At 62.6% G+C, this 19,951-nt stretch carries 20 protein-coding genes; 10 read left to right on the forward strand and 10 right to left on the reverse strand.

What is annotated here, in order from left to right; all coding sequences use genetic code 11:
- Nucleotides 1–148 precede the first annotated feature (148 nt).
- Genes NKJ40_RS30305 through NKJ40_RS30315 form a run of 3 tightly spaced genes read right to left on the reverse strand, consistent with a single transcriptional unit; the run spans nt 149 to nt 3,932 of the window.
- A complete protein-coding gene (locus NKJ40_RS30305) occupies nt 149–2,470 on the reverse strand; it encodes a xanthine dehydrogenase family protein molybdopterin-binding subunit (protein ID WP_352469178.1) in 2,322 nt (773 codons plus the stop codon).
- Entirely contained in the window at nt 2,467–3,450 is a 984-nt protein-coding gene (locus tag NKJ40_RS30310; RefSeq protein ID WP_352469179.1) for an FAD binding domain-containing protein, read from the reverse strand. The genes NKJ40_RS30305 and NKJ40_RS30310 overlap by 4 nt, the downstream gene beginning before the upstream one ends.
- On the reverse strand, nt 3,447–3,932 hold the full coding sequence (locus NKJ40_RS30315) for a (2Fe-2S)-binding protein (protein WP_352469180.1): 486 nt from the start codon (nt 3,930–3,932) through the stop codon (nt 3,447–3,449). The genes NKJ40_RS30310 and NKJ40_RS30315 overlap by 4 nt, the downstream gene beginning before the upstream one ends.
- A 299-nt stretch (nt 3,933–4,231) precedes the next feature.
- Here NKJ40_RS30315 and NKJ40_RS30320 point away from each other — a divergent pair, with 299 nt between their 5' ends.
- Together NKJ40_RS30320 and NKJ40_RS30325 are read left to right on the forward strand one after the other, a co-directional pair.
- Complete coding sequence (locus NKJ40_RS30320; protein WP_352469181.1) at nt 4,232–4,504, forward strand: hypothetical protein; 273 nt, start codon at nt 4,232–4,234, stop codon at nt 4,502–4,504.
- 108 nt (nt 4,505–4,612) lie between these two features.
- A complete protein-coding gene (locus NKJ40_RS30325; RefSeq protein ID WP_352469182.1) occupies nt 4,613–5,245 on the forward strand; it encodes a TetR/AcrR family transcriptional regulator in 633 nt (210 codons plus the stop codon).
- An 18-nt stretch (nt 5,246–5,263) separates the two neighbouring features.
- Here NKJ40_RS30325 and NKJ40_RS30330 read toward each other — a convergent pair whose 3' ends face one another.
- Nucleotides 5,264–5,704, reverse strand: a complete 441-nt coding sequence (locus NKJ40_RS30330; protein WP_352469183.1) for a lipid-binding SYLF domain-containing protein — start codon at nt 5,702–5,704, stop codon at nt 5,264–5,266.
- Between the two features lie 288 nt (nt 5,705–5,992).
- Here NKJ40_RS30330 and NKJ40_RS30335 point away from each other — a divergent pair, with 288 nt between their 5' ends.
- A complete protein-coding gene (locus NKJ40_RS30335; protein ID WP_352469184.1) occupies nt 5,993–6,928 on the forward strand; it encodes a hypothetical protein in 936 nt (311 codons plus the stop codon).
- A 25-nt stretch (nt 6,929–6,953) separates the two neighbouring features.
- Here the strand turns inward: NKJ40_RS30335 and NKJ40_RS30340 are convergent, their stop codons facing one another.
- Both NKJ40_RS30340 and NKJ40_RS30345 read right to left on the reverse strand, forming a co-directional pair.
- Nucleotides 6,954–8,516, reverse strand: coding sequence for a serine hydrolase (locus tag NKJ40_RS30340; RefSeq protein WP_352469185.1), 1,563 nt, complete (start codon nt 8,514–8,516; stop codon nt 6,954–6,956).
- A 133-nt stretch (nt 8,517–8,649) separates the two neighbouring features.
- Entirely contained in the window at nt 8,650–10,083 is a 1,434-nt protein-coding gene (locus NKJ40_RS30345; protein WP_502903785.1) for a coiled-coil domain-containing protein, read from the reverse strand.
- 443 nt (nt 10,084–10,526) lie between these two features.
- Here NKJ40_RS30345 and NKJ40_RS30350 point away from each other — a divergent pair, with 443 nt between their 5' ends.
- The 6 genes from NKJ40_RS30350 to NKJ40_RS30375 all read left to right on the forward strand — a co-directional run bounded on the left by NKJ40_RS30350 (nt 10,527) and on the right by NKJ40_RS30375 (nt 16,282).
- Nucleotides 10,527–11,267, forward strand: a complete 741-nt coding sequence (locus tag NKJ40_RS30350) for an ATP-binding cassette domain-containing protein (RefSeq protein ID WP_254819718.1) — start codon at nt 10,527–10,529, stop codon at nt 11,265–11,267.
- Nucleotides 11,268–11,322: 55 nt separating this feature from the next.
- Nucleotides 11,323–12,384 carry an ABC transporter permease gene (locus tag NKJ40_RS30355; protein ID WP_352469187.1) on the forward strand — a complete coding sequence of 354 codons (1,062 nt, stop codon included), beginning with the start codon at nt 11,323–11,325 and terminating at the stop codon, nt 12,382–12,384.
- 51 nt (nt 12,385–12,435) lie between these two features.
- Nucleotides 12,436–13,440, forward strand: a complete 1,005-nt coding sequence (locus NKJ40_RS30360) for a sugar-binding protein (protein ID WP_023677316.1) — start codon at nt 12,436–12,438, stop codon at nt 13,438–13,440.
- Nucleotides 13,441–13,487: 47 nt separating this feature from the next.
- Nucleotides 13,488–14,237: a glucose 1-dehydrogenase gene (locus tag NKJ40_RS30365; RefSeq protein WP_352451446.1), complete on the forward strand. Its 750-nt coding sequence runs from the start codon at nt 13,488–13,490 to the stop codon at nt 14,235–14,237.
- A gap of 183 nt (nt 14,238–14,420) precedes the next feature.
- Nucleotides 14,421–15,329, forward strand: coding sequence for a DUF930 domain-containing protein (locus NKJ40_RS30370; RefSeq protein ID WP_352469188.1), 909 nt, complete (start codon nt 14,421–14,423; stop codon nt 15,327–15,329).
- Nucleotides 15,330–15,481: 152 nt separating this feature from the next.
- Nucleotides 15,482–16,282 (forward strand): class I SAM-dependent methyltransferase, encoded by an 801-nt coding sequence (locus NKJ40_RS30375; RefSeq protein ID WP_023677312.1) that lies wholly within the window; start codon nt 15,482–15,484, stop codon nt 16,280–16,282.
- A 64-nt stretch (nt 16,283–16,346) separates the two neighbouring features.
- Here NKJ40_RS30375 and NKJ40_RS30380 read toward each other — a convergent pair whose 3' ends face one another.
- The 4 genes from NKJ40_RS30380 to NKJ40_RS30395 form a co-directional block, all read right to left on the reverse strand.
- The gene (locus tag NKJ40_RS30380; RefSeq protein WP_352469189.1) at nt 16,347–16,922 is read right to left on the reverse strand and encodes a dihydrofolate reductase family protein; all 576 of its coding nucleotides are present in this window, start codon (nt 16,920–16,922) and stop codon (nt 16,347–16,349) included.
- A gap of 101 nt (nt 16,923–17,023) precedes the next feature.
- A complete protein-coding gene (locus tag NKJ40_RS30385; RefSeq protein WP_023677310.1) occupies nt 17,024–17,557 on the reverse strand; it encodes an SRPBCC family protein in 534 nt (177 codons plus the stop codon).
- Nucleotides 17,554–17,943: an ArsR/SmtB family transcription factor gene (locus tag NKJ40_RS30390; RefSeq protein ID WP_023677309.1), complete on the reverse strand. Its 390-nt coding sequence runs from the start codon at nt 17,941–17,943 to the stop codon at nt 17,554–17,556. Before NKJ40_RS30390 ends, NKJ40_RS30385 begins: the two co-directional genes overlap by 4 nt.
- 145 nt (nt 17,944–18,088) lie before the next feature.
- Entirely contained in the window at nt 18,089–18,724 is a 636-nt protein-coding gene (locus NKJ40_RS30395) for an ankyrin repeat domain-containing protein (RefSeq protein WP_352469190.1), read from the reverse strand.
- 229 nt (nt 18,725–18,953) lie between these two features.
- Here NKJ40_RS30395 and NKJ40_RS30400 point away from each other — a divergent pair, with 229 nt between their 5' ends.
- Nucleotides 18,954–19,808 (forward strand): aldo/keto reductase, encoded by an 855-nt coding sequence (locus NKJ40_RS30400; RefSeq protein ID WP_352469191.1) that lies wholly within the window; start codon nt 18,954–18,956, stop codon nt 19,806–19,808.
- Nucleotides 19,809–19,951: the final 143 nt, after the last annotated feature.

The raw sequence follows: 19,951 nt of genomic DNA on the forward strand, positions 1-19,951 counted from the left end.
GTGTGGGGGCGCGCCCACCCCGCCACCGAGCGGGGCCCGCGCGCTACGACGGCCCGTCGCCGGCCGCTTCGCGGCCACCTCTCCCCCGCTTCGCGGTGGGCGAGGAACCCAGGTCTTGAGAGGAGATCGGCAGCCTCACCGCCTCCGCCTAAATCAGCTTCTCCAGCGTGATCGGCAGGTCCCGCACCCTTTTCCCCGTGGCGTGGAATACCGCGTTGGCGATCGCCGGCGCCACGCCGACGATGCCCAGCTCGCCGACCCCCTTGCCGCCGAGCACCGAGGAATGCGGATCGGGAATACCGACCGAGATCACCTCGATGTCTGGAATGTCGGCATTGGTGGCGATGAGATAGTCGGCGAGGTTGTTGTTGACGATGCGCCCATGCCGGCGGTCGACGATGCCTTCCTCGAGCAGCGCCTGGCCGATGCCCATGATGATGCCGCCCTTCCACTGGCTTTCGGCGAGCTTGGGGTTGTACAGCCGGCCCGAATCCAGCGCCGACACCACGCGCGACACACGAACCGTGCCAAAGTCCTCGTCGACGCGCACTTCGATGAAATGTGCGCACCAGCTGTGGCGGGAATAGTCGCCCTCCGTGTGCGGCAGCGCCATGGCTATGGTGGTGTAGTTCTTGTAGCGGTCCTCGACCGTCGAATTGGCCGGCATGGTGTCGCCCTTCGCCTCGATATGCTCGCGCCCGACGCTCCTGAGCAGTTCGGCGATCGAAACTTCAGGCCCGTTGCCGCGCGGCGAGGCGATGCGGCCATTGGCGACGACGAGCGTGTTGGCCTGCAGTTCGTGGAACGGCGAAGCCGGATCGCTGATGGCGAGCCCGATCAGTTGGTCGAGCGCGGCACTCGCCGCCTTGTGCACAGCACCCGTCATCACCCCGGCCAGCCGCGAACCGCCGGTGACGCCGGCGCGGGCATAGCGGGAGTCACCCAGCTTCACCACCACGTTCTCCGCTGGCACGCCCACCACTTCGGCGGCCGTCTGCGCCAGGATCGTGTAGGTACCCTGCCCCATGTCGATCGACGAGCTTTCGACCTCGACCGAGCCGTCGGCGAGAATGCGCACGACCGCCTCGCCATAGGCGCGCCGCACCGGGTAGGTGCCGGCGGCGACACCCCAGCCGATCAGCTGGTTGCCGTCGCGCATCGAACGCGGCTGGGGCGTCCGCTTCGACCAGCCAAAGGCTTCGGCGCCGGCCGCGAAGGCCTCGCGCAGCTGCCGTGTCGACCACGGCTTCTTCGCATGCGGATCCTGCTCGGCATAGTTCCTGAGCCGGATTTCCAGCGGATCGATACCGACCTCATAGGCGAGTTCGTCAATGGCGCTTTCGATGCCGAAAGCGCTCGGGTTCTCGCCCGGCGCGCGCAATGCCCCCGGCACCACCGTGTTGACCCGCACGACGTTCTGCCGCGACGAGAAATTCGGCGTGGCGTACATGACCGAGGTTACCGAGCCGAGCGGCTCGACCCACATGCCGTCGACCGAGGTCTCGTTGACGCCACGATGCACGATCGACTGAATCTGACCCTCTGCGTTGGCGCCGAGCGCCACCGTCTGGCGCGTCGCCGCCCGTCCGCCATAGGCGGTGAAGGTCTGCGGCCTGGTGACCGCCAGCTTGACCGGCCGACCCAGCATTTTCGCGGCCGCCGCCGCCACCGCGCCGTAGCCGTAGGCGAACGCCTTGGAGCCGAAGCCGCCGCCAATATAGGGCGAGACAAGGCGCACATTCTCGAACGGCACGCCGAACCATTCGGCATAGGTCCGCGCCATGCCGTCGAGCCATTGGCTCGGCTCCCAGACCGTCAGCTGGTCGCCCTGCCACTTTGCGATCAGGCCGTGCGGCTCCATCGGCGCCTGGTATTCGCGTGGCGTGTTGTAGGCGTTGCAGATCCTGACCCGAGCCGAGGCGAACGCTGTCTCCGCCTCGCCCCATTCCTTGGTCATCGCATCGACGGGGATGCCGTCGCCGGCCTTTGGATCGCTGAGGTCGACGATCGCCGGCGCCTCGTCATAGGCGATCTTGACCAGTGCTGCGGCCGCGACCGCCTGCTCGAAACTCTCGGCCACCACCGCCGCGAGATGCTGGCCGCTGAAGGTGATGTCGCGCGCCAGCGGGCAATAGACGACGTCCGGGGGCGGCGTGCCCAGCCAGTCCGTTGCGGTTCTCAGCGGCAGCATATTGTCGGGCGTCAGCACCAGCAGCACGCCGGGCGCTGCTTCGGCCGCCGCCGTGTCGATCGAACGCACCCGGCCGGCGGCAATGGTGCTCTCGACCAGCACCGCATGGCTGAGCCCCTCGAGCTGATGCTCGACGGCGTATTTGGCAGCACCGGTGATCTTGGCCGGGCCGTCGACGCGCGACAGCCGGCCGCCGACCTGATCCGCGAGGACGGCACCGTCCGAAGCGTCGCCGCGTTTGGCATCGCCGGGTCTTGTTCTCAACTCGTGAATGGTCATGCCGTTTCTCCCATTTTTAGGATGGCGCGGGCGACAACGCGCGGCGCCAGTTCGATCTTGTAGTGGTTGGCGTCATGGTCGACGGCGCCCTCGACGGCGAGCAGGCTGGCTTGCCTGACGAGCTCCGGCTCGAGTACTTTGCCTTTCAGCGCCTCTTCCACGGCGCGGGCGCGCCATGGTTTGGTGGCGACGCCGCCGAGTGCGACGCGCAGATCGCGGATCGTCCTACCGTCGGCCTCAAATTCGATACCGACCGCGGCACTTGCCGCGGCGAATTCATAGGACTGGCGGTCGCGGACCTTGAGATAGGTCGAGCGGCGAGCGGCGGCCGAAGCGGGAATGCCGATCGCGGTGATCATCTCGCCGGGCGCGATCGCATGTTCCCGTTCGGGCGTGCTGCCGGGCAGGAGGAAAAAATCATCGACGGCGATTTGGCGGTCGCCGAGATGGACGATCGCGTCGAAGGCGACGAGTGCAACCGCCAGGTCGCCGGGATAGGTGGCGATGCAGGCCTCGCTGGTGCCGAGCACGGCATGGCCGCGGGTGACGCCGCCAATCGCCGAGCAGCCGCTGCCGGGCGAGCGCTTGTTACAGGCGGGGAAATTCGCCGGATCGCAGAAATAGGGGCAGCGCGTACGCTGCATCAGATTGCCGCCGATCGTCGCCATGTTGCGCAGCTGCGCCGACGCGGCCTGCCACAACGCTTCCGAGATGGCGGGGAACCTGCTCTTGATATCGGCATGGTCGGCGACGCTGCTCATTCTGGCCAGCGCGCCGATCAGGGCGCCCCGGTCATTGACGGCAATCGTGTCCAGTCCCTTGAGATGGGTGATGTCGACCACCGTCTCGGGCTCGGCAACGCCGCATTTGGCGAGATCGACAAGCGTCGTGCCGCCGGCCAAAAGCATGGCGCCCGGCAGTGCTGCTGCCTCACGGGCCGCATCGACGGAGCCGGCGCGGAGATACGAAAAGTCCCTCATGATGCGGCCTCCACGGCCGCCTGGCGCACGGCGGCAACGATATGCGGATAGGCGCCGCAGCGGCAGAGATTGCCGGCCATGTATTCGCGGATCTCCTCGTCGGAGCCGGCATGGCCCTCGCAGATGCAGGCGACCGCCGACATGATCTGGCCCGGCGTGCAATAGCCGCACTGGAAGGCGTCCTGTTCGAGGAAGGCGGCCTGCACCGCATGCAGCGTGCCGTCCTCCCCGGCAAGCCCTTCGATGGTGGTGATGTCCCTGCCTTCAGCCTGGGTGGCAAGCGTCAGGCAAGCCAGCACGCGCTGGCCGTCGACATGCACGGTGCAGGCGCCGCATTGGCCCTGGTCGCAGCCCTTCTTGGTGCCGGTCAGGCCGAGATGATCGCGCAAGGCGTCGAGCAGGGTAACGCGCGGTTCGACCTCCAGCTCATGTCGATGTCCGTTGATTTGAAGTTGGATTGGAGTTCGGGTTTTGCTTGTCATGGGGCGTCTGGCTCCAGTTGCTTGACGCGAAGGGGATGATCTGGCGCCCGGCCGGCGAGCGGCAAGGTCAGCTTATGGCTAGGTGAAGGCTAATCTCTTCCCTTGCGGGGGAGATGCCCGGCAGGGCAGAGGGGGTCCGCTTGACTTGGTGCGACCTCCGGGAGGGCTGCGGCTTGCGAGGTCGAAAGACGTGACATACCCGATCCCGTGATTACATGATAAAGGCGCTCCACAAATCGGAGGCGCCTCCGTTTATTACCTAAGGGCCTGCCCTGCCCTGTTCAAGCCCCGGATCGAAATTGATCGAAATTGGAGAGAATTGGCAGGGCAGCCAGCCGTCATGCCTGGAGACAAAAAAGCACCACCGGCCCAAGCCGGTGGTGCTCTCTGGACTGTCTGTAGGGGCAGGACAGTCCAATGATCCTGAGGGGATCGTGCTCAACATGGGCTCATTTTTGCTTGGAGGCATCAGCCGAACAGATGAGGAGTGCCGGCCGCGCGAGGAAATATCCTCCGTCGTCATCCACCGGGACAGGCAAGATGCGGAACGCCGGCCAGACTCGATCCTGTGATTACTTGCGATTATGTTTGTCGGAGACGTAACGAAGGTGGAAGCGTCTGCGTTCTTGAAACGGGGCCTGCCTGTTCGGTTATGCTTCGGATCAACACTGGAGAAAAAATTGGCCGCGGAGCCGCCCGTCATACCTGGAGACAAAACCGAAGCCGCCGTTGCAAAACCGCTGCGCGCCGATGCGCAGCGCAACCGCGACGCGCTGGTCGAGGTCGCGGCAAAAGCCTTTGCCGCGCATGGCGTCGATGCCTCGCTGGAGGAGATTGCGCGCCAGGCCGGCGTCGGCATCGGCACGCTCTACCGGCATTTCCCAACCCGCGAGCATCTGGTTGAGGTGGTTTATCGGCGCGAAGTGGAAGGACTGTGCCAGGCGGCCGACGAACTCGCCCACGATCATGCGCCCGACGTCGCGCTCGAACAATGGATGCAGCGCTTCGTCGACTACATCGCCACCAAGCGCGGGCTGTCGACAAGCCTGCGCATCCTGCTCACAACCAACTCCACCCTGTTCTCCGACGTTTCGGGCAGGGTGACGCTGGCTTTGCGGCGGCTGATCGATGCCGCGGTCGCCAACGGCTCGATCCGCAGCGACGTCGATGCCTCCGACGTGCTGCATGCGCTGGGCGGCATCTATTCGGCCCCGGACACCAAGGACTGGCGCGACCGCTCGCGCCGATTGGTGTCGCTGCTGATGGATGGGCTGCGGTTTGGAGCCGCCAAATCCGGCCCATCCAAGGAATGACGAATGCAGTGACTGTCCTTATTTCAGCGAGATGCTCATACCGCTGAGATCGGCATTGACTTGCAGGCCTACCTGCCTGCCCGTGAGTTCGAGTTGGGCACCCTTGTCATTGGTCATGACGATCACCTGGGCCCCTTTGCCGAGCGCGCCGCCACCGCCCGCTGCACCGTACACCCCCGTCACATCCCGGGCGCGGCGTATGTGGCGCACGGTACCTTTGAAATAGGTCTTGGAGGCGCCGAAGGCGAGGCCGCCCGAGATGCCGCCGACCGAGATGGGATATCGGCGACCATGGAAGGTCAGTGTGCCCTCGCCTCCGGAGCCGCCGATGAAAAAAGCCGCCTTGTAGATGGCGAAGCGGATCGTACCGCTGTCGGCATGCGCGACGCTGGCAAAGCTAACTCCCACGGCAGCGATGACCGCAACCGCGGCTGAACGAAATCTGGCCGAAATCTTCATGATGAGAACTCCTCAAGATCGCCGCATGCCCAACCGGGCCGGGCACGCCAGCGTCGTATCAAAGTCATAGCTGAACAGTCTCGGCCGTCATTGGTTCCAAGCACGCGGCCTGAATTCCGGCCGCGAGAAGACCGCCATGAAACGAGGCGGATGGCGAGCATAGTCCTGGCGGTAAGAACAGTGGCCGAATGGTGGGGATCCTTCGCCGGCGCTCCTATGAAAACGTAGGTGTTGAAGCCGAACGGTATTAGTCTGCGCTGTCTCGGGTTTCGGGGAGCGCGGCAAAGAATGGATTTGAACTCGGGCTATGGCTACCTGCTGATCGGCGGCCTGATCCTGGTCGGTGCCGGGCTCCTGATCGTTTCGCTGATCGTCAATCTTCGTGTGGCGCACAGCGTGCGCGACGACGTGCGCCATCGTGAAAAGCTGCTGGAATATTATCGAAATATCTTTTCGCAGCTGGGCGTGATCATGATCGGGATTGGCGTGTCGCTTTTCATCTTCTTTTTCCAGCAGAATTATCAGGACCAGCGCAAACGCGAAACGGAGTTCCAGCAGGTTCTCGCCAAACTGGCGGCGCGTATTGCCCGCGGCAGCGCTGTCGTGGAGGCCCTCGGCGAATTCGATGCGCTGCTGGATGATGGCGGCGCCTATGTCAGTCCGGAACTCGGCGGCAACAATGCCGCGGTCAGCGGCAACGGAACGGCGCTCGCCAAGCAGGTTTCCCAGATCCTTCTGGTCGAGCGCGACGTCGATGTTCAGGGATTCGATATTCTCAATCTGTCACGCGATTTCGAAGCATCGTTCGTCGCCAACGAGCTCGACCCCACGCTATGGTTCAACATCGTCCGGGACGAGAGCGACATCAAATATGCCACCACCCAGATCGCCCTTGATTACAAGGACCTGCAGGATGCGATCGGCGGCGAGCCGATCGAGGTTGCGATCGCCAATCCCGAAAAGGAGCGGAAGATCAAGCAGGAGGTGCTCGACGTCTTTTATGATGCCGACCTCCTGCGCCAGCGCAGCAGGCGGTTTCTCGGTCGCGCGTGCTGGCTTTTCAGCAAGGGGCGCGGCTTCGTCAAGCTTGCACCGGCCAATGAGATCGAAACCGATGCCAGATCGCACCAGGAATGGATCGACCGGTCGAAACCCTTCCTGACGCAGGCGACATCGGGCAGCGGCGATTGCTTCAAATTGCTCCAGTTCGGCCCGGCATCCTGATCCGGCAAAGGCTCCCTCGCGGCGGCTAATCCCCCACGCGTTGCAGCGTGCCGAGATGATTGTCGTTGAGAAAATCAATGGTCACGGCCGACGTCTTGCCGTCGGGGCCGACGGCAAAGCTGACGGCCGAGGGCCTGTCCGGCATCTCGGCATCGGGGAAGGTCAGGAAGAGGTCGCGGTCGAAATGCTTCAGTGAATAGGACCGCGCACCGGCGGGCCCGACCTTGAGGACAAGAGCCTCTCCTTCGCCCGACACAATAGCATCGCCGATGAAGTCGTTGAAGTAACGGCCGGCATAGGCGCTGGCCGGCGCCGCCGGACTTGCCGGAGAGGGCGGCGCGGCATAGGTGGCCTTGGCCGCCGCAATCACCGGGCCGAACATGCCTGCATAGATATCATTCCATGCCTTTACCTTATCCTTCCCCAGCGTTCCGTCGAAGACGAGATCGGCGAAGCTGTCGGACAGCCCCTCCGGCACGCCTGTCGGAAAGGCGTTGGCGATGACGACGATGCCAAGCTTCTCCTCGGGAAAGAGCATCACCAGACTGCGTGCGCCGGCGCTGAAGGCGCCCGCATGACCCCAGATCGGCCCGTGCCGGCCGAATTCGACATTCCAGCCGAGGCCGTAGAAGGCCTCGCCTCCGGAGACGGGGTTCTTGCCGCGAACCATCAAGGGAATATGTGTCTGGTCCAGCGCATCGGCCTTGATGAGCGTCTTGCCGGCATAGGCCCCGTTGCCGAGCACAAGGCGCATCCATTGCGAGAGATCGCGTGCAGTAGAACTGACGCCGCCTGCTGGCGCCTGCGCATCCGGATAGCGCTGGACCTTCGCGGTCCAGGCGCCATCGATCTTGGCGTGGAGTTCGGCACGATTGGCGTGCTTGATGAAGTCCGAATGACGCGAACTGGTCGAGGCCATTCCAAGCGGGCGGTAGAGCTTCTCTTCGGCGACCTCTTCCCACGGCTTGCCCGTCGGCTTCGCGGCCGCGACGGCCCCCTCGGTCAGTCCGAAATTACTGTAGGAATAGCCGGCACGAAAGCTCGATGACGGCGACACGAACCGCAGGCGGCGCAGGATCTCCGCGCGGTCATAGCCAATGTCCTCGAGGTCGTCGCCCGCCGTGCCGGGAAGTCCGCTGCGGTGCGAAAACAGGTCGCGGATCGTGAGTTCGTTGGTCGGATAAGGCTGAGCGAGTCGGAAAGCCGGATCGAGGTCGGCGATCTTGGAATCCCACGAAGCGATCCCCTCGCTGACCAGCGCCGCCACGACGGTGGCGGAGACCGGCTTGGAGAGGGAAGCGATCTGGAACACCGTGTCCGCATCGACGGTCTCCGGTTTTCCGGCTTCGCGATGCCCGAACCCCTTGAGGAAGATCACCTCGTCGCCATGCACGACGCCGATGGCCAGACCGGGCACGCTACCATCCGCGACGACGCCTTCCGCGAGCAACTCGAGCTTCGCAAGGGCCGCGGCGATCCTGTCGGGTGGGATGGTATCGGCCGACGCCGCTTTCGGCAAAAGCACCATGATTGCGATGAAGGCCAACATCCTCCAACGGAGGTGGTTCCGGTTTGTGAATAGCCGCATGCTCAGCCCCCTCCGCTTCACCGGCGTGCACTATCGCAGGCCGACGCAGGGAAGGCCAGCCTCACGCTCGACCCGCCATTCATTGGCGGATGTCCGCTTCGCACCAGTCGAAATTCAGACTGCCGCGCCTGAGCTAGGATGCAGCGCGCAGGCGGAGGCGCCGCCTGCTGGCGCGGGCCTTCTCCGCCACCGCGGCGGTGATCTCGACCACGCCTTCTTCACGCGGCCTGGCGTTGGTGACCTTGTGGAGCCGCTCATAGGGCAACAGTTCCTTGACCCGGGCTTGAAGCGACGCGACTTCGGCTCGCAGATCCTCGCATTCCTGCCTCTGGACGTCGAACTGTATCTGTTCGGATGCCTGCTGCAGGGAAAGCTGCGAAAAATTCGCGCTGACCGCGGAAAGGTTCATCTTGTCGTTTTCGCTCTCCTTCATGAGAGCAGACAATTTTTGCTCGACAATTTGCTTTTCCGCCACCGCGTCGCTCGCTTGAGCCTTGAGCCTGGCGATTTCGCTGGCGGCTTCGCTGTTCTGGTTGGAGGTGGCCTCCAGTCGCGATCGGAGATCCTCGATTTCAGAGCGCAAGCCGGTCATCTCCGCGACACCGCGTGCAAGCTCGGCTTGCCTGTCACCGTCCCTGATGCGGGCCGCTTCCGTCATTTCCGATAGCTTCGCCTGCGCCATATCGAGCGATTTCTGCAGCCGCATCTCCTCTTTCTCGCTCTTGCCAAGCGCGGCCAGCAGTTCCGAAACCTGCGCGGCGTCATTGGCATGGACCGTCGAGAGTTCGTCCAGCCTGTGCCGGGCCTCGGCCTCCCGTTTCAGCGCCTTGTCGAGGTCGATCGACAGGCTGACATGTTTCTCCCGCAGCATCTCGTTCTCGCGCGAGCGTCTGTTGGCCTCGACGGCTCTGGCCGAGAGCGTTTTGACAAGCTCGCCGAACTCGGCCTCACGTTTTGCGCTCGCATTGCCTGCCACAACGAGTTCCAGCCTTGCCGCCGCCAGCGCGCCGCGAAGTGCTTCCTTGTCCTCGACCAGGCTCGCCTCGTGCTGCTGCAGGGCCTCGATAGCGCTGTCGCGCTCGCGCTGCTTTCTGGTTGCTTCGTGGAGCTGTTCGGACAGCACTCTTTGTTGCGCGGTCAGGCCGGTATTTGCCAGCTCCAATTCATTGGCGCGAAGAATGTCGCCGTGGAGAAGTTTTAGGAATTCGCCTGTCAAATGATGCGAGGTCGCGATCTCCGACAGTTTCGCGTTGATTTCCCCCAGATACTCCTGCGCGTCGTGAAAGAGCCCATCGACCGCACTTAAGGCAGCCAGCCGGGTTTGCGTATGGGGGGTCAGCCGTCGTGCGGTCTCGAAGGCATCCGCATTGGCCTCAAGTTGCGAGCTGTCATCCGTTGCCGCGAGATTCTCATCCGACACAGTCTCATCCGGCACAGTGACGTCGTTCAACGGCGACTGATCGTCCACGTTGAGACATTCGCTAAACGCATCCGCCAAATCGGTTTCGAGCTCCTTGAATGCTCTCTCCACAGTCTCGGCACGCTTGATCAAACCTTTGAAGTTCATGACCGAATATCCCTCTCGTGCAGCGCCGTTACGGAGCGGACTTTCAACACTTGACCCTCGCCTCCCCCGAATAACGGGTTCATCTCCTGACGTGCGCTCTGGCCGACGCACGCTAGGGACAGGCTTGGCCACTGTCCTCGTGTGTTTGAATGACGTGTTCTGCCGCGCACCATACCCGAGCCGTTGGCGCCGCTCGCAAAATGTCCACTCATTTCACCCGAAACGGATATGAAGCGGCGCAAGGCTGAGGATCGCCTGGTGATTGTTATAAGGACCGCCGAGCGCCTCGGTGCTCTGCAGCAGCTACAAGTCACACTCGGACGAGGCGCGTTACGGCCGGGAGGCCTGACCTAATAAATGATTGTGTTGAATACGTTTCGCTGATTAGCTGCTGTGCATTGACCAGGGACAAGACCGATAAATGTTGTCCCGGGAGGACCGCGATGCCGGTGCTTGAGGTTCGCCACGTCTCCAAGAATTTCGGGGCCATCCAGGCCCTGACCGACGTCAGCTTCCAGGTGGAACGAGGCGAGGTCGTAGGTCTGATGGGGGACAACGGGGCCGGCAAGTCGACGATAGTCAAGACCGTGGCCGGCAATTTTCCTCCGAGCGACGGCGAAATTGTAGTCGAAGGCGAGGTGTGCCACTTCCACCAGCCCGTGCAGGCCCGCGCCAAGGGGATCGAAGTCGTTTATCAGGACCTGGCGCTCGCCGATAATTTGACGGCCGCGCAGAACGTCTTTCTGGGCCGCGAGATCAAGAAAGGCTTCTGGCCGATCAGGATTCTTGACAAGCAGGCGATGATCGACCGCTCGGCAGCGCTGTTCAAGGAACTCAAATCGGAAACCCGGCCGCGCGACCTTGTCAGGAAGATGTCGGGTGGGCAGCGCCAGGCGGTCGCCATCGCGCGGACCCGGCTTTCAAATGCTAAGCTGGTGCTGATGGACGAACCAACGGCCGCCATCTCCGTGCGCCAGGTGGCGGAAGTACTCGAACTGATCCGACGCCTCAAAGCACAAGGAGTCGGCGTCATGCTGATCAGTCACCGAATGCCTGACGTGTTCGCCGTGGCAGATCGCATTATCGTCCTCAGGCGGGGCTCGAAAGTTGCCGACAAGCCAGCCGACAAAACATCGCCCGAGGAAATCACTGGACTGATAACGGGGGCCATCCGTGGCGAATAGTGTTCAGGAGTCAGTTGGCGTTCAGGGCTCAGTCGAAGAACATGGCCGGCCGGCCATGTCGGATTTCGTCCCGACCAAGGAAAAAACAGTTCTCCAGCGTGTGATTTCAAGTCAGCCCTTCTGGGTGACGATCGCGCTCATCGCGCTCGTCATGTTGATGACTGCGATGGAGCCGAGCTTCGGCACCTCTGAAAACGTCGCCAATGTGACGCGCAATTTCGCACCTTTCGGCATCATGGCACTTGGCATGACGATCGTCATCATCACCGGCGGTATCGATCTGTCGGTCGGCTCCGTCATGGGTCTCGTGGTCATCGTCGCCGGCCTGTTCCTCACCTGGCATTATCCCTGGTACGTCGCCTTCGCCATGGGCCTTTTCTCCGGTCTGGCCTGTGGCGCGGTCAACGGATTCTTTGTCGCCTATGTCGGGATGCCGTCCTTTGTGGTCACCCTCGGTATGCTGTCCGTCGCGCGCTCGCTGGCGGTCGTATTCTCGGCCAACCAGATGCTCTACCAGTTCGGGCCCGATGCTCCGATCGTGAAGGCAATCGGTCAGTGGAAATGGCCGCGGCATGGTCCGAACGACTGGGCACCGCATTGGATACCAGAACTGTCGTCACAATTCTGGACCATGGTGATCTTGGCCCTGATTGTCGGCTTCGTATTCAACTTCACAGCCTGGGCCCGGCATCTCTTCGCCATCGGCGGCAATGAGGAGGCGGCACGGCTCACCGGCGTTCCGGTCAATTGGATTAAATTCCAGGCCTATCTCTTCTCGGCTTTCACCGCCGCGCTCGCCTCGCTCCTGCTCCTCGGCTACAACGGCTCGGCCATCAATGCCATGGGCCAGGGCTATGAGCTGCGCGTTATCGCCGCGACAGTCATTGGCGGCGCCAGCCTCATGGGCGGCGCCGGCACGGCCTTCGGTGCGATCATCGGTTCGGCCTTCCTCGAGGTGATCAGGAATGCGCTGCTGATGGCCGGCATCGATTCAAATTGGCAAGGTGCCTTCGTCGGCGCCTTCATCGTTCTTGCGGTTCTTTTGGGCATGCAAACCGGCGGCAAATCGATTCTCGCCGCGTCGCTGGCAGTCTTGATGCCCAAAAAACGCCGCTAGAAACCCGCCGGCGGGAGGCTTGCGGGATCACACCCAGGAGGAGAACGTCACATGAAAAAACATCTGCTGACGGCCGCCGTGGCGCTTGGCGCAATGGTGCTCGCCGTTTCCGGCGCCCAGGCGAAATACACCTTCGCCCTGGTGCCGAAGAATATGAACAATCCTTTCTTCGACCAGGCACGCGACGGCTGCAAGAAAGCCGAGGCCGAATCCAATGGCGCCGTGGAGTGCATGTATATCGGCCCCGGCGAACATGGTGGCGGCGACGAGCAGGTGCAGATCGTGCAGGACCTCGTGGCCAAGAAGGTGGACGGCATCGCCGTGTCGCCATCGAACGCCGCGGCGATGGCGGTTGCGCTGCAGGCCGCCAAGGAAGCCGGCATCCCGGTCCTCACCTGGGACTCCGATCTCCTGCCCGAAAACAAGGATCTGCGCGTTGCCTATATCGGCACGCACAATTATGAGATCGGCGAGAACCTCGCCAAGCTTGTCATGCAGATCAAGCCCAAAGGCGGCACGATCTGCATCCAGTCCGGCGGCGCCGCGGCGGCCAACCACAACGAGCGCATGCAGGGCATTCGCGATACGCTTTCGGGCACCAAATCGGCGGCCTCGCCCGGGGATCGGCTGACGGGCCAGAACGGCTGGACCGAAATCGAAGGCTGTCCGCTCTACACCAACGATGATTTCCCGCTTTCGGTGCAACAGTTCGAGGATATCATGGCGAAAAACCCGAACCTCGACGCATTCGTCCCAACCGGTGGCTTCCCGCAGTTCATTCCCGATGCCAACCGCGCCGCGGTCGCACCGTACAAGGACAAGATCGCCTCGAAAGCCTTGGCCCTTGTCGTTGCCGACACGCTTCCGGTACAGATCGACCAGATGAAGGAAGGTTTCTCCCTTGGCCAGGTCGGCCAGCGGCCGTTCGAGATGGGCTACAAGACGATGATGGCGCTGAAGGAAATGAAGGAGGGCAAGGCTCCGCCGGCCGACCCGACCTACACGGGCCTCGATGTCTGCACTCCGGAGACAGCCGACACTTGCGTCGCCAAATAGTGCTTTTGGGCGGGAGGAAACTCCCGCCCTTTTCATAGGGGATCTCAATGCCGGAATTGTTCTCGCTCAAGGGCCGTGTCGCATTGGTCACGGGTGCCTCGCGTGGTCTTGGTTTTGCCATGGCCAAGGCACTTGCGGAAAACGGCGCGACGGTGATCGTCAATGCGCGCGACATGGCCGCCCTTTCCGCGGCCGCCGAAAGGATCGGTGCAGAAGCCCTGCCGTTCGATGTCACCGACGCGGCGATCTCAAGGGCGTCGCTCGAAGGAATCGTCGAACGCCACGGCCGCCTCGATATTCTGGTCAACAACGCCGGCATCCAGCATCGGAAACCGCTGGTCGAATGGCAGGACGAGGATTTCAACCATGTGGTTGCCGTCAATCTGTCGGCTTGCTTCCGCATGATGCGCGACGCGGTGCGCCTGATGCTGCCAAACAAGTTCGGGCGCATAATAAACACCGGATCGGTCGCAGCGATCCTTGGCCGTCCCACCATTCACGCCTATGTGGCGGCAAAGGCGGGCCTGCACGGGCTGACACGCTCCACTGCCGCTGAGCTGGGCCGTCACGGCATCACCGTCAACGCGATCGCCCCCGGCTATTTCGCCACCGAGCTCAACACCGCACTTATGCGCGACGAGGCCTTCACCAAATGGGTCGAGGCACGAACCCCCGCGGGCCGCTGGGCCCAGCCTGAGGAGCTCGGCGGAGCCGTGGTGTTTCTCGCCTCCGACGCTGCCGCTTACGTCAACGGGCACGTGCTGGCGGTTGACGGTGGGCTATCGGTTTCCTTGTGATTTCAACCGGCGACACCGTGCCGGCAGGGCGTGCCTGCTAGCCGCCTGAAATGACGACTTGCTGCATGCGCTGCTGGCCCGGTCCCCTGCGCGGACGCCGACGCCACACGATTGGATGCCGCTCCGTGTTGCAGCCGCCGACTTTCGATTCGCAACCGGTTATTTCGACGTCTGGCGGCATCGATGCTTGATGCCGCCAATATTTCATTCCACACACCGGTCACGATGAGAAACGAGATACGGGATCAGCGCCGGGTATTCGGGTGGGCCTTGCCCACCTCGATTGCGCTGCATCTGCTCATCGTCGCGCTTTTGTTGTTCGGACTGCCGCTGTCGCCCCCGCAGCCCCAGAAGGAGCAGCCCATCGCAGTGGATATCGTGCCGCCCCCTAAACCGCCGGAAAAAACTAAACCTCCGTCCCCCGCTGAACCGCCCAAGCCGGAAAAGCAGCCGGAAGCCAAGATCGAGACCCCGGCGAGCCGTGAGGTCGCCGCGCAGAGACCTGTCTTCCAATTCGGTGAGAAGGACGCCGGTCCTCGCAAGTCTCTGGACGGCAACAGTGCGGAGGATGGTTCGGAACAATCGCTAGCGCCGCAAGTTCCCAGTAACCAGGATCTTGCACAGCCACCTGCCGTGACAGCGGTCGAGGGGAAAGACCAGGCTCCGTCGCCTGGCGCATCCGCGCCGCCTAAGCCCAAGCCAGCGAACGTCAAGGAGCAAAAACCCTTGAAGCTTCAGCAAGCCAAGACGTTGTTCTCGGAAGCAGCAACCGGTGATCCGATAGCGACAAGCGCAATGGGCAATATACCCCGCCCCGTGCGGATCGGTCAGCTCTGCCTCACGGAATTGCGCGAACAGTTGCGCCGCGCCTCGCCCCCCTATTTTCCCGACCTCTTGCGTTCATTCAGGCTGAAGGAAGGCACTATCATGCAAGTTCCCAGGACCGCCTTCCGTGCCAACGGGCAGTGGTACGATTTGAGCTATCGTTGCGAGGTCGATCCGGACGCGACGAAAGTCATTTCCTTCGCCTTCCGTGTCGGAGATCCGGTGCCGCGCAGCGAATGGAAGCGCCGCGGGTTGCCCGCCGAATAGGTGGTCGAGGCCACGGAGGCTGGCTGGCCGGCGCCATCAAATCCGGCCGGCGATGTCTTCGCGCGCTCCGGGCTGCCGAACCAACACGCGCCAAAAGTGGCTTTCGTCAGCGGCTGCCGAAGTCTAGCATACGGCTTTGGGAGGAGGCTTCGATGACTTCAAGTTTCAACGTTCACCATGCTGCCGGCTATGAGCAGCTCATGGGCCGCTGGAGCCAAAAGCTCGCGCCGCTGTTCATCGGCTTCGCGGGCCTCAAGGACGGCGAAAAGATCCTCGACGTCGGATGCGGCACCGGCAGTCTGACCTTCGCGCTCGTCAAGGCCGCTGACCTCGGTGAGGTCGCGGCGATCGACTTTTCGGCCGTTTTCGTCGAGGAGGCAATCCGGCGCAACACCGATCCGCGGATAAAAATCCGTCAGGCGGATGCCTGCGCCCTGCCCTTTGAGGATGGCGCGTTCGACCGTGCCCTGGCCCTGCTCGTGCTCCATTTCGTGCCGGAAGCCGGCAAGGCAGTCGCCGAGATGCGCCGCGTCGTGCGGCCGGGCGGCGTCGTCGCGGCGACGGTATGGGACCATCTCGGCGGCATGCCGGGGATGCGCATGATGATCGACACGGTGGCGGTGCTCAGTGAAGGCGGACGCCAGCTGCGTGCCCGCTATTGCACGCAGCCGATGATGCAGCCGGGTGAAATGAAACGGACCTTTGTCGAACAGGGTCTCCGCGACGTTACGGAAACCCAGTTGATGATCCGCATGGACTACCAAAATTTCGATGATTACTGGGCGCCGATTGCCGCCGGCGAAGGGCCGCTCGGTAAGTATGTGGCCACGCTCGACCCGGAAGAGCGGGCGCGCACCGACGCCGCCATGCGCGACGCCTATGAGGCCGGCCGGCCCGACGGCCCGAGGTCCTTTGCCAATGTCGCCTGGGCCTGCCGCGGCGTCGTTGCCTGACCTTGGCGCTAATGCATGCCGCGCACAAAGCGCGTCGCATGAGGCCGATCGAACGCGACGCGCTTTAGCCGATCCCATAGACCAGCCCGACGCGGCCGTCCGAAAGCTGTTCGACCTTGCGCAGTTCGAGCCCACGACGATTTCTCGCCGTCCCAAACAGCGGCTTTCCTTCACCGGCGAGCAGCGGATAGACGATGAGCCTGAGCTCATCGACCAGCCCGGCATCGATAAGGCTCGCGGTAATTCGGGCGCCGCCCATAAGGTAGATGTCCTTGCCGGGCTGCTGTTTCAGTGCAGCGATATCCTCGAAATTCCGCACGAAGCGCGTCTTTGGCCAGGCCGCCGAAGTCATTGTGTTCGACAGCACATAATGCGGGGTCTGCGCGGCGAAGCGGGCCCATTCGAGCTCGGCCGGCTTCGGCAATTTGCCGGTCATCGGCAGCGGCTTGTCGGGCTCGTTCTGGATGGCGCTCCAGTAGCGCTCGTAGCCGGCATACATGACGCTGCCAAGCAGGCAAGCGTCGATTTGCGGCGTCAGGCCGTATTCGTCCGACCACGCGTCGACCCAATCGGCGTAACCCTCGGGTCCCTCCATCTTGCCGTCGACGGAAATCTTCATTCCAGCGATCAATTTGCGCATGACTTCCTCCATCAGGCTTGCGGGATGCAAGCACGTTTCATCGTTTCAGCGTTGCTTCGTGTTGCTGGCGGCGACCTCAGGGATGGCCGCCGCGAGTTACATCAGGCCGGCAGGCGGCGGTCGTATTCTTCCCGCAGGCGGCTCCAGCCGTCCCAGAACGAGGTCGGCGTCTTGCCCGCCAGGCGGGCGGCCAGCAGGTCGAGGTGTATGTGCCAGCCGGCCGTGATGTTGAGCTGGATTGCACGTTCCGGCAGGCGGCGATGAACGACGGTGAGCAGCACATCGCTACCCTTCGCCTCCAGCAAGAAGGAGACGCCGCCGGTGTTTCCCCAGGTGATGGAAAGCTTGCGCGGCGGATCGAGTTCGGTGATCCGGCCCTCCATCCGATGCTCTTCGGGAAAGCCCGCGGGTCGCTGGCCAGGCGGGTCCGTCAGCTCGTCGTTACGCCAGACCAACTCGAACGAGCTGCCGGCCTTCATTTCCATCTGGCCCGCGGCCATCCATTGCCGGCGCAAGTCACTCTCGGTGAGATAGGCCCAGACGCGCTCGATGGGGCCGGGCAAGAGGCGCTGGATGGTGAACGTGGCGGGCTCGCTCAGCTCGCCATAGGCGTCGATGGTTCTCATCTGGTTCATTGCTCGTCTCCTTCTTTCGGGTTGGGCGATTTCCTGGACTCATCCTGGGCTTTGCGTGCGTCCTCTTCGCGAAGAAGGCGTTCGAGAACATCGAGACGACCGGTCCAGAAGCGCTCGTAGAAGCTGAGCCACTGATGGGCGCTGGCCAGCGGTCCAGGGGCTAGTCGGCACAGATGCGTGCGGCCCCTCACCTCTCGACGAATAAGCCCTGCGTTCTCCAGCGCCTTGATGTGCTTGGAGGCCGCCGCGAGCGACATCACGAAGGGTTCCGCCAGCTGGCTTACCGTTTTCTCGCCATCGGCGAGATCGCGAAGCATGTGCCGCCGGGTGGCGTCGCCAAGGGCGTGAAAAACCGCGTCCATCTGGGGTGTCTCTAATTCAACCATGTAGTTGAATATAGACGCACGCTTTGAGATAGTCAACCGTTTGGTTGAATAATTTTTGTGAAGCGCCGCGGGGCCGTTTGCGCCATCGAGCGTGTCGACGTGACGGGAGATACGGACGCGCCCCGCGACAGCAAGGGCGAGGCCCTTATTTGCCGTCGAAGAAACTGTGGATCGCGGCTTCCAGCTTTTCGATAAGCTGAGGGTTGTGGCAGCTGCCAGCCCAGATCAGGGCGTTTAGCCTCATCTCTTTGTTGATAAAGCTCACTTTCCCAGAATCCAGCAGGTATTCCGCGATCTCGTAGTGCCGCCCCTTGATAGCCTCGATGAGCGCGTTGTTTCTCCCCGTCTTGTCGGTCAGATTTACTTCCGCGCCATTCTCCACGAGCAACTTGACGACTTCGAGATGCCCGTTCTTCGCCGCCTCGATAAGAGCCGTTCTGCCGTAGTAGTCAGCTCGCGCGTTGATCTCTATTTGGGGGTGTCTCACGAGGACTGAGATACACGCGTAATGTCCCTTGGCCGACGCAAGGCTCAAGGGCGTGCTCTTCCACTTGTTTCTGGAATTCACGTCGATTTCCGGGTCTTCGATCAGCGCCTCCACCACAGCTGTGCGGTCATTGAGGGCTGAAAGGTGAAGTGCAGACCAGCCGCCGTCGTCCGACTGATTGATGTCGGCGCCAGCCGCCAATTCCGATCGAACCGCCTCCGCATCGCCTTGTTCTGCCGCGACCAGCAGGGGCGACCAGTCTCTTGCCCCTTCGGCTTCCAAGCTGTTGGTCAACGCAGTCGCCTCCTCGGATAGTTCACAGAATACCACAGAATCCGCGATAGTGGGGTCGTCCTGCATTGAGTTCCCTGGAGCCCGTGGGTCACAGAGAGCTGTCGGCCCGAAGCGGAGGATCAGCGCTTCACGTCCGTCTCCTCACATTCTCCTGATTTCGACTGGCTTTGGCGGCCATTCAGACTAGATAGAGCCTGCGCCGGGCGGAACGATGCAGAAGGACCTGAACATGCCTGAACAGATTGCCCTGAATAGACCTGAACAAATCAGATTGAACGACGGCTCCGCCGTTCCGCAAATCGGCCTCGGCGTGTGGCAGGTCGATCCAGCCATCACCGCCAAGGTGGTGCGCTGGGGAATCGAGGCCGGCTACAGGCTGATCGACACCGCCGAAGGCTATCAGAACGAGGAAGGTGTCGGGCAGGCGATCCGCTCGGCCGGCGTCCCGAGAAGCGCGTTGTTCATCACCTCGAAACTGCGCAACGGCGCGCATCAGCGCGACGCCGCCTTGCGCGCCTTCGACGAGACGATGAGCAAGCTCGGCATCGAACAGATCGACCTGTTCCTGATCCACTGGCCGGTGCCCAGCCAGGACAGATATGTCGAGGCCTGGAAGACGCTGATCGAACTCAGGCAATCAGGCCGGATCAAGTCGATCGGCGTTTCGAACTTCAACCAGGACCACCTCGAACGGATCATCGGCGAGACCGGCGTCACGCCGACCGTCAACCAGATCGAGCTCCACCCCCGCTTCCAGCAGCGTGACAAACGTGAATTCCACGACAGGCACAACATCCGCATTGAGAGCTGGAGCCCGCTGGGCAGCGGCCGGCTGTTGAGCGATCCGACGCTTGAAAGCATCGCCAGGAAACACGGCAAGTCGGTGGCGCAGACGATCGTCAGGTGGCACCTTCAGGAAGGGCTGATCGTCATTCCAAAGTCGATCCACCAGGACCGCATCGCCGCCAATTTCGATGTCTTCGATTTCGAGTTGGAAGCGAAGGACCTCGAGCTTATCCGGGGCATGGATTCGTCCGACGGCCGCACCGGCCCGAACCCCGCCACGGCCGCATTCCTGTTCTAACGAGGCGGGCCAACCGGGACGTTGGCATTCCTTCACACCCCCCTCTGCCCTGCCGGACATCTCCCCCCCAAGGGGGCAGGGCTATCGCATATGAGTGATGGCATTGATGAGATAGTCGTCGTTCCAGGCGCATTTCTTGATGC

The sequence above is a fragment of the Mesorhizobium sp. M0119 genome (assembly GCF_040322615.1).
Taxonomy (GTDB): domain Bacteria; phylum Pseudomonadota; class Alphaproteobacteria; order Rhizobiales; family Rhizobiaceae; genus Mesorhizobium.

Bases quoted from the DNA above. Each gene is read 5' to 3' on its own strand.
- NKJ40_RS30400 (WP_352469191.1), top strand. From the start codon at position 18,954: ATGCCTGAACAGATTGCCCTGAATAGACCTGAACAAATCAGATTGAAC.
- NKJ40_RS30370 (WP_352469188.1), top strand. From the start codon at position 14,421: ATGCTTGATGCCGCCAATATTTCATTCCACACACCGGTCACGATGAGA.
- NKJ40_RS30330 (WP_352469183.1), bottom strand. From the start codon at position 5,704: ATGAAGATTTCGGCCAGATTTCGTTCAGCCGCGGTTGCGGTCATCGCT.
- NKJ40_RS30375 (WP_023677312.1), top strand. From the start codon at position 15,482: ATGACTTCAAGTTTCAACGTTCACCATGCTGCCGGCTATGAGCAGCTC.
- NKJ40_RS30380 (WP_352469189.1), bottom strand. From the start codon at position 16,922: ATGCGCAAATTGATCGCTGGAATGAAGATTTCCGTCGACGGCAAGATG.
- NKJ40_RS30385 (WP_023677310.1), bottom strand. From the start codon at position 17,557: ATGAACCAGATGAGAACCATCGACGCCTATGGCGAGCTGAGCGAGCCC.
- NKJ40_RS30305 (WP_352469178.1), bottom strand. From the start codon at position 2,470: ATGACCATTCACGAGTTGAGAACAAGACCCGGCGATGCCAAACGCGGC.
- NKJ40_RS30390 (WP_023677309.1), bottom strand. From the start codon at position 17,943: ATGGTTGAATTAGAGACACCCCAGATGGACGCGGTTTTTCACGCCCTT.
- NKJ40_RS30315 (WP_352469180.1), bottom strand. From the start codon at position 3,932: ATGACAAGCAAAACCCGAACTCCAATCCAACTTCAAATCAACGGACAT.
- NKJ40_RS30345 (WP_502903785.1), bottom strand. From the start codon at position 10,083: ATGAACTTCAAAGGTTTGATCAAGCGTGCCGAGACTGTGGAGAGAGCA.
- NKJ40_RS30340 (WP_352469185.1), bottom strand. From the start codon at position 8,516: ATGCGGCTATTCACAAACCGGAACCACCTCCGTTGGAGGATGTTGGCC.
- NKJ40_RS30335 (WP_352469184.1), top strand. From the start codon at position 5,993: ATGGATTTGAACTCGGGCTATGGCTACCTGCTGATCGGCGGCCTGATC.
- NKJ40_RS30360 (WP_023677316.1), top strand. From the start codon at position 12,436: ATGAAAAAACATCTGCTGACGGCCGCCGTGGCGCTTGGCGCAATGGTG.
- NKJ40_RS30365 (WP_352451446.1), top strand. From the start codon at position 13,488: ATGCCGGAATTGTTCTCGCTCAAGGGCCGTGTCGCATTGGTCACGGGT.
- NKJ40_RS30355 (WP_352469187.1), top strand. From the start codon at position 11,323: ATGTCGGATTTCGTCCCGACCAAGGAAAAAACAGTTCTCCAGCGTGTG.
- NKJ40_RS30310 (WP_352469179.1), bottom strand. From the start codon at position 3,450: ATGAGGGACTTTTCGTATCTCCGCGCCGGCTCCGTCGATGCGGCCCGT.
- NKJ40_RS30350 (WP_254819718.1), top strand. From the start codon at position 10,527: ATGCCGGTGCTTGAGGTTCGCCACGTCTCCAAGAATTTCGGGGCCATC.